This window comes from Paenibacillus sp. J22P218 (genome assembly GCF_056269195.1).
The window spans coordinates 327,295-343,260 of record NZ_JBWDNL010000002.1 but is presented as its reverse complement, the minus strand read 5'-3'; the positions used below and the strand labels follow the sequence as shown (position 1 = coordinate 343,260).

At 50.6% G+C, this 15,966-nt stretch carries 14 protein-coding genes; 7 read left to right on the top strand and 7 right to left on the bottom strand.

Annotated elements, in window-relative coordinates; translation table 11 throughout:
- Positions 1 to 26: 26 nt before the first annotated feature.
- Positions 27 to 938: an NAD(P)/FAD-dependent oxidoreductase gene (locus AC0YN0_RS10360; RefSeq protein ID WP_475821214.1), complete on the top strand. Its 912-nt coding sequence runs from the start codon at positions 27 to 29 to the stop codon at positions 936 to 938.
- A 109-nt stretch (positions 939 to 1,047) separates the two neighbouring features.
- Positions 1,048 to 2,019, top strand: coding sequence for a glycoside hydrolase family 43 protein (locus AC0YN0_RS10355; protein WP_475821213.1), 972 nt, complete (start codon positions 1,048 to 1,050; stop codon positions 2,017 to 2,019).
- Positions 2,020 to 2,089: 70 nt separating this feature from the next.
- Here AC0YN0_RS10355 and AC0YN0_RS10350 read toward each other — a convergent pair whose 3' ends face one another.
- The gene (locus AC0YN0_RS10350; RefSeq protein ID WP_475821212.1) at positions 2,090 to 2,854 is read right to left on the bottom strand and encodes an SDR family NAD(P)-dependent oxidoreductase; all 765 of its coding nucleotides are present in this window, start codon (positions 2,852 to 2,854) and stop codon (positions 2,090 to 2,092) included.
- Positions 2,855 to 2,969: 115 nt separating this feature from the next.
- Between AC0YN0_RS10350 and AC0YN0_RS10345 the strand changes: the two genes are divergently transcribed.
- Positions 2,970 to 3,407 (top strand): MerR family transcriptional regulator, encoded by a 438-nt coding sequence (locus tag AC0YN0_RS10345; RefSeq protein WP_475821211.1) that lies wholly within the window; start codon positions 2,970 to 2,972, stop codon positions 3,405 to 3,407.
- On the opposite strand, the gene ilvB is transcribed toward AC0YN0_RS10345, so the two are convergent.
- From ilvB to AC0YN0_RS10330, 3 genes are all read right to left on the bottom strand, one after another.
- Complete coding sequence (ilvB, locus tag AC0YN0_RS10340) at positions 3,377 to 5,086, bottom strand: biosynthetic-type acetolactate synthase large subunit (protein ID WP_475821210.1); 1,710 nt, start codon at positions 5,084 to 5,086, stop codon at positions 3,377 to 3,379. The genes AC0YN0_RS10345 and ilvB overlap by 31 nt on opposite strands.
- A 1,115-nt stretch (positions 5,087 to 6,201) precedes the next feature.
- A complete protein-coding gene (locus AC0YN0_RS10335) occupies positions 6,202 to 7,047 on the bottom strand; it encodes a hypothetical protein (RefSeq protein ID WP_475821209.1) in 846 nt (281 codons plus the stop codon).
- A gap of 131 nt (positions 7,048 to 7,178) precedes the next feature.
- Entirely contained in the window at positions 7,179 to 8,108 is a 930-nt protein-coding gene (locus AC0YN0_RS10330) for an NADP-dependent oxidoreductase (RefSeq protein ID WP_475821208.1), read from the bottom strand.
- A gap of 168 nt (positions 8,109 to 8,276) precedes the next feature.
- Here AC0YN0_RS10330 and AC0YN0_RS10325 point away from each other — a divergent pair, with 168 nt between their 5' ends.
- Positions 8,277 to 8,756, top strand: coding sequence for a MarR family winged helix-turn-helix transcriptional regulator (locus AC0YN0_RS10325; protein ID WP_475821207.1), 480 nt, complete (start codon positions 8,277 to 8,279; stop codon positions 8,754 to 8,756).
- A 77-nt stretch (positions 8,757 to 8,833) separates the two neighbouring features.
- Here AC0YN0_RS10325 and AC0YN0_RS10320 read toward each other — a convergent pair whose 3' ends face one another.
- Complete coding sequence (locus AC0YN0_RS10320; protein ID WP_475821206.1) at positions 8,834 to 9,568, bottom strand: MarR family transcriptional regulator; 735 nt, start codon at positions 9,566 to 9,568, stop codon at positions 8,834 to 8,836.
- 165 nt (positions 9,569 to 9,733) lie between these two features.
- On the opposite strand from AC0YN0_RS10320, the gene AC0YN0_RS10315 reads away from it, so the two are divergent.
- The gene (locus AC0YN0_RS10315; RefSeq protein ID WP_475821205.1) at positions 9,734 to 10,351 is read left to right on the top strand and encodes an NAD(P)H-dependent oxidoreductase; all 618 of its coding nucleotides are present in this window, start codon (positions 9,734 to 9,736) and stop codon (positions 10,349 to 10,351) included.
- Positions 10,352 to 10,583: 232 nt separating this feature from the next.
- Here AC0YN0_RS10315 and AC0YN0_RS10310 read toward each other — a convergent pair whose 3' ends face one another.
- A complete protein-coding gene (locus AC0YN0_RS10310; protein WP_475821204.1) occupies positions 10,584 to 12,404 on the bottom strand; it encodes a hypothetical protein in 1,821 nt (606 codons plus the stop codon).
- A complete protein-coding gene (locus AC0YN0_RS10305; RefSeq protein WP_475821203.1) occupies positions 12,401 to 14,053 on the bottom strand; it encodes a hypothetical protein in 1,653 nt (550 codons plus the stop codon). The genes AC0YN0_RS10310 and AC0YN0_RS10305 overlap by 4 nt, the downstream gene beginning before the upstream one ends.
- 221 nt (positions 14,054 to 14,274) lie before the next feature.
- On the opposite strand from AC0YN0_RS10305, the gene AC0YN0_RS10300 reads away from it, so the two are divergent.
- Complete coding sequence (locus AC0YN0_RS10300) at positions 14,275 to 15,162, top strand: ATP-binding cassette domain-containing protein (protein ID WP_475821202.1); 888 nt, start codon at positions 14,275 to 14,277, stop codon at positions 15,160 to 15,162.
- Positions 15,159 to 15,947 carry an ABC transporter permease gene (locus tag AC0YN0_RS10295; RefSeq protein WP_475821201.1) on the top strand — a complete coding sequence of 263 codons (789 nt, stop codon included), beginning with the start codon at positions 15,159 to 15,161 and terminating at the stop codon, positions 15,945 to 15,947. Before AC0YN0_RS10300 ends, AC0YN0_RS10295 begins: the two co-directional genes overlap by 4 nt.
- Positions 15,948 to 15,966: the final 19 nt, after the last annotated feature.

Below are 15,966 nucleotides of genomic sequence, written 5' to 3'. Positions count from 1 at the left end.
ATACAAAATCCGAGAGGGAGATTATAATGGAACAATTGATTGATGTAGGCATTATCGGCGCCGGTCCAGCCGGTTTGAGTGCAGCGCTTGTGCTAGGCAGAGCAAGAAAAACGGTTGTCGTTATCGATGAGGGACGGGCTCGCAATCGGGTTACACATGCAACCCATGGTTACCTCACTCGCGACGGCATTAAGCCCGCCGACTTCAGGAAGGTAGCGCGCGAGGAGATAAGCGCCTATCCTAGCGTTCGTTTCGTCGACGAAGCTGCGACGGCCTTATCCGGTTCGGATGGCAGATTCATGATTACGACGTCTCAAGGGACGGTATACTATGTCAAGAAGCTGCTCTTTGCCGTTGGCAAACGAGATCTGCCTATCGAGATCAACGGATTACGTGAAGTGTATGGCAAGAGCGCGTTCGTCTGTCCTTATTGCGACGGCTGGGAGCTGCGCGATCAGCCGCTCGCCATTATTGCGAAGGGTCAGGGAGCGCATCATCTCGCGAAGATGCTCACCGGTTGGACGAATCAAACGGTTATATGCTCGAATGGGCCCGACGAGCTGTCCGAGGAGCAGCGCGAGGAGCTGAACCGGCATCATGTTGCCGTCTATTCTTCGCCGATTCAGCAAATTGAGTCAAACAACGGCATCGTAAACCAAATACGGCTGGAAGACGGGAGCGTTATTAGCTGCACGGGCATTTTCTTCGCTCCGAAGCTCGCTGCCGGCTCCGATCTGCCTGCAATGCTTGGTTGCAACATGACCGATTCCGGAACCATCGTCATCGACAACTTCGGCAAGACGAACGTTGCCGGTGTCTACAGCGCCGGAGACGCCGCAACAGAGATGTATCAAGCGATTGCCGCCGCATCTATGGGGTCGCTGGCTGCAGCTGTCCTTAACGGCGAGCTAATCACGGAAGCTTGGGAGAAAATCTAAATATTTTGGGCTAAAAACAAAACATTGTTAGGGTTTAATGGGCAGCGTTATTTGATAGAATAAGGAGGAAAACGGTTTCACGAACATAGGAACTCACTAGGAGGATACGATGACTACACCGAACAAGCCTTTAGTAACCCATATCTATACCGCTGACCCTTCTGCCCATGTATTCGATGGCAAGCTTTATATTTATCCTTCCCACGATCTCGATCACGAGATGACGTCCAACGATAACGGCGACCAATACGATATGGAAGATTACCATGTTCTATCGATGGATGACGTTAATTCCGAGTGTGTTGACCATGGCGAAGCGCTTCACGTTAAGGATGTTCCTTGGGCCAAAAAGCAAATGTGGGCACCTGACGCAGCTTATCGCAACAATACGTACTATTTATTTTTCCCGGCTAGAGATCATGACGATATTTTCCGACTGGGCGTAGCAACAAGCACATCGCCTGTAGGACCTTTCACGGCGCAGCCGGACTACATTCCAGGCAGCTTCAGCATCGACCCAGCCGTCTTCATCGACGAAGACGATAAGGCATATATTTATTTTGGCGGATTATGGGGCGGTCAGCTTGAGAAATGGCAGACCGGTTCCTTTGTAGAAGATGTGGAAGGCCCGGCAGCGTCTGAACCGGCGCTCGGTCCAATCGTAGCTGAGCTTAGCGATGATTTGCTAACGTTCAAGAGCGAGCCGAAACAAATCTCTATCGTAGACGAGGATGGCAATCCGATACCGGCAGGCGACGAAGACCGCAGATACTTCGAAGGCCCATGGGTACATAAGTATAACGGATACTATTACTTGTCCTATTCCACGGGAACGACGCATAAGATCGTCTACGCGATCAGCAAGGATCCCCAAGGACCTTATGTATATCAGGGAACGATTCTTACACCGGTCTTAGGCTGGACGACGCATCACTCGATCGTGCAGTTTGGCGGGAAGTGGTACTTATTCTATCATGACAGCTCGCTGTCGGGCGGTGCCGACAACAAGCGGAGCGTTAAGTTTACAGAGCTGCATTACAATGAGGATGGCACTATTCAGACGATTCCTTACGAATCCTAATCCAAAAGAACGCAAGGCAGAGGGCTTTAGAAGCCTCGGCCTTGCGTTCTTCTTAGTTATTGAAGCAAACTTACAACAGCATGCCTCCGGATGCCTCGATACGTTGAGCGTTAACCCAAGCGAGCTCCGGCGTGCATAGTGCCGCGACAACGCCGCCAATATCGTCGGCTTCGCCCGCTCGTCCGAGCGCTGTAATCGATCCGATGTGGTCCCTTATACCTTGGTTCGACTTTATGCGTCCACCGCCGAAATCGGTAGCAATCGCACCGGGCGCAACGACGTTAACGCGGATGCCGCGCTCGCCCAGCTCCTGCGCCAAATACTTCGTAAGCACTTCGATTGCGCCTTTCATTGCCGCATAAGCTGCACTGCCCTTCATGGAGAAGCGCGTCAGTCCCGTAGAAATATTAACGATACCGCCATGATCGTTCATAACCGGCAGCAGCGTCTGCGTAAGGAAAAATACCCCTTTAAAGTGAACGTTCATCAGGCTGTCGAACTGCTCGACGGTCGTATCGGCAATCGGGGTATATATGCCGAAACCCGCGTTGTTGACTAGAAAATCGATATGATCCCGATTCCATTGTTCCTTAAGCACAGCTTGCAGCTGCGACTTGAATGCTTCGAAAGATAGCACATCTCCTGCATCAAGCTTCATCGCATAACCCTTTGCTCCGTTGCTTTCAATTTCATGAACGGCGGAATCTGCGAGCTCCTGCTCTTTATTGTAAGTCACAATGACATCGATGCCTTTCTTGGACAGCGCAATGGCCGTGTTTCTGCCTAAGCCGCGGCTGCCTCCGGTTACTAGTGCGATTTTGGTCGTATTGCCCATTCTGCATTCTCCTCTAACCTGTTTTATTAACCGCTTGCTTATAGAAGCATTTCGGTCTAAAGTAAGGCTATCACTTAGAGTTAACTCGAAGTCAAGCGAGAGGATGAAAATAAATATGCCATACACGATTAATGAGGTTGCCGCGAAGTTTGGACTGTCCGCGCATACGCTCCGATATTATGACAAGGAGGGCCTTCTCCCCTTTATCTCCCGCAATTCATCGGGCAACCGATCATTCTCCGATAACGATCTGGACTGGGTTGCGCTCATCTGCTGCTTGAAAGATACAGGGATGCCGATCAAGGAAATCAAGCAATATATGGAATGGGTCAAAGAAGGCGGCAGATCGATTCATCCACGAAAGGAAATGCTGACGTTGCATCGGCAAGCCGTGCTGAAGCAGATTGACGATTTGGCTAATCACCTGAAGCTTATTGATAATAAAATCGCGTTCTACGAGCAGCCGGGAATTGCCGAGAAACTCGATCAACATTTCGGTATCGCGGAAGCTGAGGGCAGCGATTACGAGTCGAAGCTTCCAAGCAGCATTTGATCGAGCGTCGTCCCCCCTAGCACCATCGGATACACATTCTCGTCCGACGGGATAACAAACTCCAGCAATACTGGACCTGGGGTTGCCAGTGCCTCTTCCCATATGCGCACAGCTTCCGCTTTCGTGCTGGCTCTGAGTCCTTTAACCCCATAAGCATCGGCAAGCATAACGAAGTCCGGACTGCCGGCAAGGTCGATCTGACTGAACCGTTTGTCGTACATGAGCTCTTGCTGCTGCTTAACCATGCCGAGCACCTGGTTGTTGATGACGACGATCTTAACCGGAATTTGATGAATCGCACATATTGCCAGTTCCTGTGCGCACATTTGCATGCCTCCATCGCCATTAATGGAAACGACTAGCCGGTGCGGATTGCCGATCTGAGCGCCGATAGCCGACGGGAATCCGAAGCCCATCGTGCCGAAACCTCCCGAAGTTACGAGCGAGCGCGGATATTTGAACTTATAGAACTGCGCTGCCCACATTTGATGTTGGCCGACATCGGTCGTAATGATTGCTTCGCCGCCTGTCGTTTCGCTAATCAGCTCCATGACGAATTGCGGCTTCAGTACTTTGTCTGAATCGGCATAGCGCAACGGATGCTTCAGACTGCTGAGCTTAAGCTTTTCGATCCATTGCGCCGACCTGGCACTGCGAGCACTCTTATTCGCGTGAGTCAGCACTTCTTTAATATCTCCGACACAAGCAATATCCGTCTTGACGATTTTGCCGATCTCCGCCGGATCGATATCGATATGGGCGATTACTTTCGCTTGCGGTGCGAAGCCGTCTACCTTCATCGTGACCCGATCGTCGAATCTCGAGCCGATGGACAGAACGAGATCCGCCTGTTGAATCGCCATATTGGCTGTATACGTGCCATGATGGCCGGGCATGCCAAGCCATAGCTCATGCGCGCTTGGGAATGCGCCTAGACCAAGCAGCGTCGTCGCCACAGGCATACTTGTCAACTCAGCGAAAGCTAGCAGCTCATCTGCTGCGCCTGCATAGACGACACCGCCCCCTGCTATAATAACCGGGCGTTCCGCCACGGCAATAACTTCAAGCAATTCATCTACTTGCGTAAGATCTAGTGACGGAGAAGCCTTATACCCCCGGATATCGAGGCCCTTGTGCTTGTGCGGCTTGTAATGCAGCTTCTGATTCGATACGTCCTTCGGTATATCGATGAGGACTGGGCCTTTCCTGCCGCTATTCGCAAGAAAGAACGCTTCATGAACGATACGCGGAAGCTCCTCGGCATCGCTGACATAATAGCTATGCTTCGTAATCGGCATCGTGATTGATATAATATCCGCTTCTTGGAACGCATCCGAACCCTTCAACGACTGGAACACATTTGCCGTAATAATAACAAGCGGCACGGAATCCATATGTGCCGTGGCAATGCCTGTAACGAGATTCGTTGCACCTGGACCGGAAGTCGCGAGACAGACGCCAACCTTGCCCGTCGATCGCGCATAACCGTCGGCTGCGTGAACCGCCCCTTGTTCATGCCGAGTCAAAATATGCTTGAAGTCCGGATTGCCTACCATTGCATCGTAAATATAGAGCGCACTGCCACCCGGGTAGCCGAATACGCAATCCACACCCTCTGCCTGCAGGCAGCGCAGAAGCGCCTCCGACCCACTAATATAATCCGTTGTTCCTTTGTTCATTCCAATCCCTCCATTGGTTTAGTATTTATGCGAATCAAAAACCCCTCTTCTCCCTTGGCGACAGCATGCGCTGCCAGCCAAAGGGACGAAAGGGGTTAGCTTCTCGTGGTACCACCCTGATTCACCGAAATGTTATTGTAGCGATTGCGATTTCGGCCTCATGAGACAAGATCATTCGATCTGTCTGCCGCACGTTAACGTGTGCCAATCCGGTTAAGTCTACTCGCCATATGGACGAACAACGCATTGCTTCTGCCCGTCTTGGCTTTCCTTCAACAGCTCCGAGACGACCGTTCACGCGCCTTATGGCAAAGGTTGCACCGTTTCCTTTGCTCTCTGTACATAACGCATTCGTAAACGCTTCTCTTCATCGCTTATTTCTATCGGTTAAACTTACTCAAAAAAAAAACTCTCTCATCCGTTGGCGACAGCATACAGCTGCGAAGCCAAGGGACGAAAGAGGTTATCATTTCGCGGTACCACCCTGATTTGCCGAAATGTTGCCATTCCAGCCTCATGAGACAAGACATACGACTTGTCTGCAGCACGATATCGTGTGCCAATCCGGTTGATTCTACTACCCGCTAGCCCTCGTGGTGGAGTAACGACTGGCGCGGTTTCCTTCAACAGCTCCGAGACGACTTTGTACAGGACCTTAAGGCAAAGGTTGCAGCGTTCCCCTTGCTCTCTGGGCATAAAGCCTTTGTACTTCTTCTCTTCATCGCTTTTTATATCGTTTAGATAGCAACAACAAAACCCCTTCCATCCGATGGCGGCAGCATATGCTGCTAAAGCCAAAGGGACGAAAGGGGTTAACTTTTCGCGGTACCACCCTGATTCACCAAAATGTTGTCATTTCGGTCTCATGAGGCAAAATAGTTTGCCTGCAGCACAGTAACGAGTGCCAATCCGTTCGATTCTACTCGCAATTCCATATGCATCTGAAGAAGATGCACTCTGCTTTCCTTCGAATAGCTCAGAGACGACGATCTACAAGGCTTAAGGCAAAGGTTGCAGCAATCCCCTTGCTCTCTGGACATGAAGCGCATTGTATTCCTTCTCATCAACGCCGTTATCAAAAATTTTCATCATCATATCATAACGATCGATGAAATTCAATGCTCAATTTGGATACTTTCCGTTTCTGCAAATTGTATATTCGCGAGTTGAAATTGCCCATCTGAGTACAGAACATCTCCTTGAATTACGCCAATATATTGGGGAGAAACCGCTGATCCGGCAGTAATGCCAGCTCCGAATTCCGCCTTGATGACCTTGTCCTCTAAGGTGAAACGGACAATGCTTCCGAACACCAAACCCTCATTAATCGGTCCTAAATCCGGCTCTTTATAGGGCTCTAAGTTAACGGTATACAAATGATCTCCTATTGTGATTAGGCCGCTTAACGCATCATCGTCATTCGACAAACTGAAAGCAACCGCATCATGAAGCTGCCCTAAGTATACGTCTGGAATATAGACATAGTCTTTGAAGAAATGTCCGTTTTCTAGCCCTGTATCATTCAGCTCCACCACGTGCAGTTGCTCAACAGAAACGCCTGTTCCGGAACCCATATACAAGTCCACTGCCAGTTCGTCTTCCCCATCTCCGTCGTAATCGAATGCCTTCATATGCGGGGGAATATCTCTTGGCGTCGTATAAATCCAATCAAACGACTGCTCCTTGCCACCAACTTGCAGCGTTACGCCTTCTGACTGTTGACTATACAAATAGATGTCTTTACCTTGAATGAATGCTAATTGCTCTGGCTTAAAATCCGGCTCGTTGCTGACCGGAGCTGCGGTTGGCGGGGCTGCCGAGGCTACGGATCCCGAATCCGCTGAGCCCGAATCTTTTACAGGTTGCTCATTCTTCGTTGCAGAGCATGATGCAAGCAGCAACAAGCCAGCAATGATTAGCAAGCCTGTCATTCGAGTATGCGCCTTCGCTTGCTTCAACATTGCCTTACATCCTCTCACTGAGTCGTTACTGACGCTTCCTATAGTAAAACGCTGGAAAATGGATAAATGTTGCAGGAAGCGCCAACAGTTGCTCGATCGACCAGGACGATAACGGCGGTCATTGATTATTCTTACTCTTCCGCAACATGGAGCACAATTCTGCCGCGGCCATGTCCAACTTCGCTTCGGATATGGGCTTCGCGCGCTTCAGCGAGAGGGTGCACGCTTTGCACGAACGCTTTCACCTGTTGACTTCCGAGCAGCTCGGCGATCTCCTCGAGATCACGGCTGGATGCCAACGAGGAAGGAATCACTTCAATGCCCAGCGCCTTTCCACGCTCCAGAGGCGGCTGTCCTGTAATGGTCATGAGCCGGCCGCCTTTTTTTACAATCGACCATGAACGCTCAAGTGTCTCCCCGCCAATCGTATCCAGGACAAAATCGATGTCCTTCGCCTCTTGCTCGAACATGACGGCTCTATAATCGATCGGCTGATCAACGCCAAGCGATTGAATAAACGCGATGTTGTCAGATCCTGCAGTACCGATCACATATGCTCCTCTTAGCTTAGCGAACTGAACGGCGAAGAGGCCTACACCTCCAGCAGCTCCATGGATAAGTACACGGTCGCCCTTCTTCACTTGACCGCCCATGATCGCTCGCCAAGCCGTTGTTGCTCCGCCCGATATGGAGGCAGCCTCCTCGAAGCTAATAGACTTCGGTTTCATTGCAATGGACTCTGCTGATACAGCTGTAAATTCCGCATACGTGCCTGCTGTACTTCGGCCGAATACCGCCTGTCCTCGTTCGAATCCGGCAACGCCTGGTCCGAGCTCCTCAATAATACCCGAGAAGGCTGTTCCGGGAATCGCCGGGAACTTCACTGGCATCGGGAACAATCCTTTGCGAATTTTCCAATCGACAGGCAATACGCCTGCTGCGAGGATACGAACCACCACTTCTCCCGTCTTGGCTGCCGGACGTGATAGCTGCTCCAACTTCAACACCTCAGGTCCACCGAACTCGCTATAGGTTATTGCCTTCATGATTTGCATCGACATGGTAACTCATCACCTCCCATAAAGTTTGAACCGAATTGACCGAATGACTTTTAACAATGAACGAATTCGTATACAATAAATTTTATAGCTTATACACATATTGAGTATACTCAGTATGTGTATGGATATGAGTATACGCAATGAATTTCGCAACGTCAAGGAGGAACGATGAACATTCCGCAACCTTCCGGCAATGACGGTTCGTCGCCTACATCAGGCTACGTGCTTGAAATGCTAATCCGAACAACGCATCAGCTTCACCTGCAGTTCGAGGAGCATTTAGCTGCCGCAGGCATTCCCGATTACTTAACCGGTCCAAGGCTTCGCTTCATGATCGCCGTAGCGGAAGCCGGACAAATTCGAATGAGCGATATTGCCGCCAAGCTTGGCATAAAGCCTAGGACAGTTACTCAGTTCGTCGATGCCCTCGAGAATGAGAAGCTGCTCGATCGCATTCCCGATCCAAGTGATCGACGCGCCACGTTTATTCAGCTCACCGACAAGGCAGAGCCGCTCATGAACAAAGCGAGAGCCGGCATGAGAGAATCCGCCGATAAAGTACTTCAAGTTTTATCGCCAGAACGGCGGAATGACTTGCTTACCTTGTTGCTTCAGTTATCCGACGCCAACCTGCTACAGGACAATTAGCCCCGCTCAATAAGAAAAGCCGACTGTTATCTAAGGTCCTAGATCAGTCGGCTTCGTCTTTTGTTTGTAGGATTACCCTAATCAAATAGAGCAACTTGAATAAGATTCTTCGCTTTCTTCAGGCTCCGAGCATCCAACTGCTGCAGCATATCTACAATCTCGCTTATCGTTCCCGTTTCTAGCGATGGCGACGGAGCGTTAGTTTCAACAATAGGTTTCTGCTCCACATCCTTCTTATCATCTTCTAAATCTCGAGTCACATCAGAATCATTAGAATCCTGCACCCATGACGCCTCAACCGTATCCTGCAAGCACGATATAAGAAATCTCATTTGCTCGGCATCGTATCGTCCCAAAAAGCGTTTAATGTTTAGTTGCATATGCTCATGCAATTGCTTATGCAGAACATAGATCTCCCTGCCCATGGGAGTCAAGTGAAATAACACTTCCTTCTTGTTGCCCTCCAACGATTCCGCTTGCAAAATATGCTGCTCGGCAAGCCTGCGCGTGATCTTCGATACGCTTCCCCTCGGAATGCCGAACCGCTTTGATATGGTAATCCCATTAACCGGCTGCAGATCCCCCACCGCATCGATGACATGGAGCATGATGATGGTCGATTCCTTCAAGAAATCGGCAATTTGATCATCGCTCGTCCTTGCAATCATCCAGCGACGCTCCTCATCCTCGCCCTCCGATTGGAATTTCTGCTGTACGTTTGCGATTTGCCGCATCATTTCTTGCAGCAATAGCTGCTTCTCTATAGATTCAGATTGATTAACAGTCGATTGTGATTGTGATGATAGGGACATCGCTTGCTCCTCCTACTTCTGTGTTCGCGTTATTTTCAGTATAGCAATTTTTTGCCCGAAAATATATATTCCAAGAAACATTATTGACATCCATGAAACAATGTCATACTATTGTTTCTATAAATACAATTTTGTTTCTTAGAAACAATGAGGAGCTGACCTACAATGAATGTTGCAATCATTTTTGACCATCCTTACGGAGCCGCCGCTTCGGACAATATTCCGCATCGCAGAAGCTACTCTGCCGCTCTGCTTGCGGCTGTCACCCGCGGTCTTACGGCTAATGGCCATCATATTGACCTAATTGATTTGCATGCCGACGGTTTCAACCCGGTTATTACGGCTGCCGATCTGTCCGCTTGGAGACAGAAACAAACGCATGATCCGCTTGCGGCCGAATACCAAAGAAGGCTTATTGCCGCGGATCATATTATTTTTATTTTTCCGATATGGTGGGAATCGATGCCTGCGCTTACGAAAGGCTTCATCGATAAAGTGTTCGTTAAAGGAGTACTCTTCGATGAACCACGCAAAGGCCGGCCGTTCGTTAGTCTGCTGCCGCAGCTCAAGGGTGTATCCCTATTGACCGTCATGAGCACGCCTAACTTCGTCTACAAATGGATCTTCGGCAATCCGATCACGAAGATCCTATTTCGCGGAACGTTCCGCAAGATGGGCATTAACAAGCTGAAGTGGTATAACTTCACCGGTATGGAAGACCGCAGCCTGGAGCAGCGTCAACGCTATCTAGCAAAGACAGAGCGTCTATTTGCAAGTTTATAACGTTACAGGAAGTCCGAGACTCGAACTTCCATACTTCTCCGCAAAAAAAATCCGATCTCCAGCGCAACTGCTTGTTGCCGCCGTAGACCGGAAGATTTCTTTTAATCATATTCGCTAACCGTTCAGCACATCGTCCAGCCGTTGCTCGCATGCGGGAAGTTCGCTCCAATTCGGCCGCTAGTCCGCCTTACTTTCGTGACGGCTTGAAGGTTGAACAGCATCTACTGCCCATCTATCCAAATTTGAATTGCAATTTATAGACAGGCTCGCTCGAACCTACGTCCTTCACGGTCAGTTGAATGCGGTAATAGCTTTCTACTTGGCCAAAATGATTGGAAAAGCTTATTTCATCGATCGTTACGTCATACCGTCCAGCTTCGAACTCGAAGGCAACGTCATGTCGTTTCCCTTGAAAACGTATTCGCCCGTCTTCGAGCAACGACGGCTTGCAGCGTGTAATGACGGTCTCCACGATGGGCTGCGCTTTGTCTGTGAATCGAAATGAATCCGTCAACTCGAGTACCGGCCTCGCAAGCTTTCGCCAGATGAACCGACGCTTGAACGAGGACAGTTCGGCAACACCCGAATAACAGCTAGCTAGTTCAAGCTCCAACCGATCTTCCTCGGCGCTCGTATGCGCCTCTAGCACGGAGGCCTTACTGCCGGCTCCCGTCTGCTGCAGTTGCCCACCCACAACAGGAAGCGAATGCCCTTGCGCGCCAGTACAGTCATAGCTGTATCTATCAGAACCAAAATATTGTGCCGTGTATTCCCCAGCGCCTAGATCGGCAGCAAATGCCGGATCGTCATCCGCCAGCAAAATAAAATGGCCGACGTCGTTATGGTTATGCGGCTCGTTATTGTTGCCGCCCTTAGCCGCGAAGCCGAAGCTGCCTTCGCTTGATCGGCTGCGCGATATAAGCCACTCGGCGTCTTGCAAGTACCGGCTCGCCGGACTCCAATCGGCTTGTCTGACCGCCTCTGGACGATACCAGATCAAATTCCGCAAGGCAGGCGCATAACGCATGCAATGATCCTCGGTAAAAGCGGCACGGATGGAGAGCGGCGGATGCTCCGCTTCATCAAAGGAAGCGGCCAAATAATCGGATAAACCGATGTGAACGCTTACAGTCGGCATCGCATCAGAAAAATTGGCTGGCCTATTACCGGTTAAATAGCAGCGTTGCTGGAACATCGCAATCTCTCTGACCTTCGCCTTATCAAGCAAGCTAGCCCTGCCACCTGTTGCGTTATAAAGCAGATCAGCGAAATAAATATAATAGCCGAAGCCGTAATTCCAGTAACCCGGACCTTCCAGGCAAGCCCCATCCGAGCCGAAGCCGGACAAATAATGCTCCATCGTGTCCAGCGCTTTCACAATCATTTGAGCGAGTCGCTCATTATCGCGTTCGACAAGCAATGCGGCTGAGGCAATCGATCCTGCGCATACAGCCGCCCAGTTATGATCCGCCGTCTCCCAATGATACGGCCCGTAACCTAAGTAAGGGATAAACAGTCGTTGATCCACTTGCTCCAACATTTCATCCCGCAGAGTCTGCGGCAATACGTCGCCTAACATCGATAAAATCTCACAGAATGCGAAGCCTGTCTCCGCGGCGAACAAATCGATATTTCTCCCGATGACGTGACCCTTCATATGCGCGGGCAGGCACCAGGTCGGTTCAGTCATAATCGCTTCCACGATTCGCTCAAGCGCACGTTTATACGCCGCATTATCCGGATACAGAAGAGACAGCAGCGCAAATGTCGTTAGTCTCCGTCTCCGATTGAAGTAAAGACCTTCATAGGACAGTCGGTTGCCCGTCGTTTCGAACAGCGCATACAACTCTTGTGTCAGTTCCGGTATCGGTTCTGTCAGCAGCCGTTCTCCCTCATCCTTTATTTCCTTGATCATGTCGGCATAGAGAGAATCATTCGCCATCCTCTTCCAATCGACAGCGTTTCCATCCTTCGTGTACAAGGCTGCTCCCGCTAAGCGCCGCTCCTCGAAACAGCCGATCAAAGTCTCGCGCGTTCCAACCGTGTTTGTCAATTAACATCACCTTCGCTCTCTACTGTATCATTCATGCTACGCCGGGTTCGTTGCGGCTCCTCGTGAAGAGTTAAAGCCAACATTTCTCCATCCAAGTTCGCATATTCTACTCGCAGCGACTCATGTAGACTAACTGACCATAACGGATTATGGTTTACCATTTCCGACATAAAGTCCTGCAAGCCGTTAAGCTGTTTGCGTGCTGCTGTATCAGCGCTTACCGCTTCTGCGATAACGCCGCCAGCAGCAAGTCCACGGGTTGTTAGCTTGATTCGGTCAACCTCTTCTGTAAGCGTGAAGTCATCGTGTAAATACAGTGCTACGAATACATCATCGATGCGTCCAAAGAGCGAATGGTCTACGCGCATCCACTCTCCCTTCGGAAGAACGCCAACCAGCCTTCCGTCCCCGCCATCTGCGAGAGGATATAAAGCAATGATCACGTTGCGATGGAACAATAATTGTCCCGACTCTCCCGCATGTCGCGGATCGCCATCGCTGTATCCTTCGCCAGGTTGCAGGATGTACAGCCGATTCACGCCACCGTCTTGGCGCAATGGAAAATCAATGCCCCAGCGATGCTGCTCATTGTCATATTCCTTGACGCGTTCCCAAATGCCGCCGGCAGCGAATCCTTTATCCACATACAAGTAGCTATGCAGCGGACGCTTCACCTCTTCACCAGCAGGAGTAATGACTCGCTCGATGATTTGCGGCAGATCTCTATTCATCGCTGTGCGTATGGCACACTCTGGCGCAGGGTAGAACAGTAGTCCCGCATATTCGACTCGCGTCAGCGCTTGCGGCAACGAAAAGTCGCCGAACTGAACATAATCGAATGCGACATTGCCGTCTCTCGGCAAATCATGCCCTAAGCTGCGCATCCGTCCGCCTGTCCAAGCCCCCTTCAAATAGTAGGTCGCCCGGTAATTCCATAGCTCATTCAACAGCGATGCCAGATCCTCGCGAATGTCGTGAACGGCTACGATTTCATAAGCGCAGGTGAACGCCTGAATCCAATGCCAGAACCAAGGTAGTGCGCCGTATTCCGGTAAACCTAGCGTCCTCACGCGGTTCAAAATTTGCTGCAAATCCAGCCTGCCTCTTTCCAACAGCTCTTCATCCTTGAAGCGATATCCGAAAATAAGCTTCGTCGCCGTATACTTCGCTTCATGATGATTAAATGCCTTCAGCGATACACGATAGTAAGTACTTTGGTACAACGCTTCAATCGCCTCATTCAGCGATTGATTGAGAGACTCGGGAAGCTGCGCCCCGTATTGCTGCTGGAAGTAAACGATCAATACACCCATCAGCTCAGCCGGAAGCTGATTGGGCTGAGCCTCGTCAGGCTTATCGCCGAGACCAAGAGGCCAATGACCGAATGTATCGCTTGCTTTGTTTTTGTCCTGAAGCTCTAGTACACGCTCGAGAACGCTGACCGCTTTGGCCATCGCCTCCTGACGGTTGATTCCCAGCTTATCGCTGCATACTGAATCGGACGAGGCAGCCGCCAAGTAAGACGCATCATACACGTTGTTGCGAATATCATCATGCCGCCAAAGCCCGCTGACCAGTAGAGGCTCATTCCATGCGCGGCTCGCCAATTGGCAGACGATCTCTCTTTGCCTGCTCTGTACGTTAGCCATCGTTCATGCTCCCTTTATTATAAAATGTACGGCGTTCATCACACAGCAAAACGGAGACGGTCATGCCGCCCCCATCTTGGTCACTATTATACCTTATTATTTTTGAGTTGGCGGCTATAATTTCCCAACTGCCGCATAAAGTAATGTATTGCATCAATACTGCTTACACACTATACTGTTTATATAATACGCAATAAATAACGAGTAAAGGAAGTGTTCCTATGAATGAATTAGCCGTTCAAGTAACAGGTCTGCGCAAAACCTACGGCAAGCAGGTCGTTCTAGACGGTATCGAGCTTGCCGTATCAGCCGGAACGATCTATGCCTTACTTGGCCCGAATGGAGCCGGCAAAACGACGCTCATTCATATCTTAACGACGCTTGTCGCAGCAGATGAAGGCGTTGCCCGCGTGTTCGGCAGCGATGTAGCAAATGCCAAAAATGCGGTCAAGGGCGCTATTAGTCTGACGGGCCAATTCGCAGCCGTCGATGAAATGCTTACAGGCGAAGAGAATTTACGCATGATCGGAAGGCTCTCCGGGCTATCGCCTTCACAGTCCCGTGCAAGGGCGGCCGAGCTGCTCGAAAGCTTCGATTTGACTGCGGCAGCAGGCAAGCGCGTCAAGTCCTATTCCGGCGGCATGCGACGGCGGCTTGATCTTGCCACCAGCCTCGTCGTCGATCGTCCGATTCTGTTTCTCGACGAGCCTACGACTGGGCTCGATACAACCAGCCGCCGCGCCCTATGGACTATTATTCTTTCGCTGAAGCAACGCGGCGTTACGATCTTTCTTACCACACAATACTTGGAGGAAGCCGATCAGCTGGCAGATACCGTCGCCGTCATATCCGGTGGCCGCATCGTCGCAACGGGCACTCCCGGACAATTGAAGTCGCGCGTCGGCACGGAAGTGCTCGAGCTGCGCGACGAGAACGATGAGCTGATTCGGAGTATCCCAACCGATGGCACGCTTCAGCATCTGCGGCAGTTGATCAATGATCCCTCCTTGACGATTTCCGGAAATGCCAAGCTAAGTCTGCGCAAGCCGAGCATGGACGACGTATTCCTTGCGCTTACGACAACACAATTGGAGGCGGTAACGCTATGACGACGTCTAACAAGGCGGTTCAGTCCGCATCATTCCTCACTACGAATGCCGTATTCATCGGCCGGAGCGTTCGTCTAAGCCTGCGCAATGTCGAAGCGATGCTTATGGCCGTCATCCTGCCCGTCATGCTCATGCTGTTGTTCACTTACGTATTCGGAGGAGCAATCGATGCAACAGGCAATTATGTTAATTATGTCGTTCCCGGCATTATTCTGTTATGCGCCGGCTTCGGTTCATCTTCGACTGCGGTCAATGTTGCCGAAGATATGACGAACGGCATTATAGACCGATTCCGAACGATGCCGATTCCGAGTATTAGCGTCATAACCGGCCATGTTGTGGCAAGCGTTATACGCAACCTGATCGCAACCGCCATCGTCATTGCCGTCGCCTATCTCGTAGGCTTCCGCCCAACAGCCGACGCGAAGGATTGGCTCGCCGCGCTAGGTATGATTACATTGTTCATTCTCGCCTTTACTTGGCTATTCGCAGCAATCGGACTTGCCAGCGGCAATCCGTCCGCAGCTAGTGGGTACGGCTTCATATTGCTGTTCCTCCCTTATATCTCCAGCGCTTTCGTTCCTACGGATACGATGCCGACGTGGATGCGCGGAGTTGCCGAGAATCAGCCGATAACTCCCGTCATTGAGACGATTCGCGGACTGCTCACCGGCACGCCAATCGACAACAGCGCCTGGCTCGCAGCCGGATGGAGCATGCTCATTCTGCTCATTGCCATCGGCTGGAGCTTTTGGACTTTCCATCGCAAAGCAGCACGCAGATAGAACCCGTTGTAATTACAAA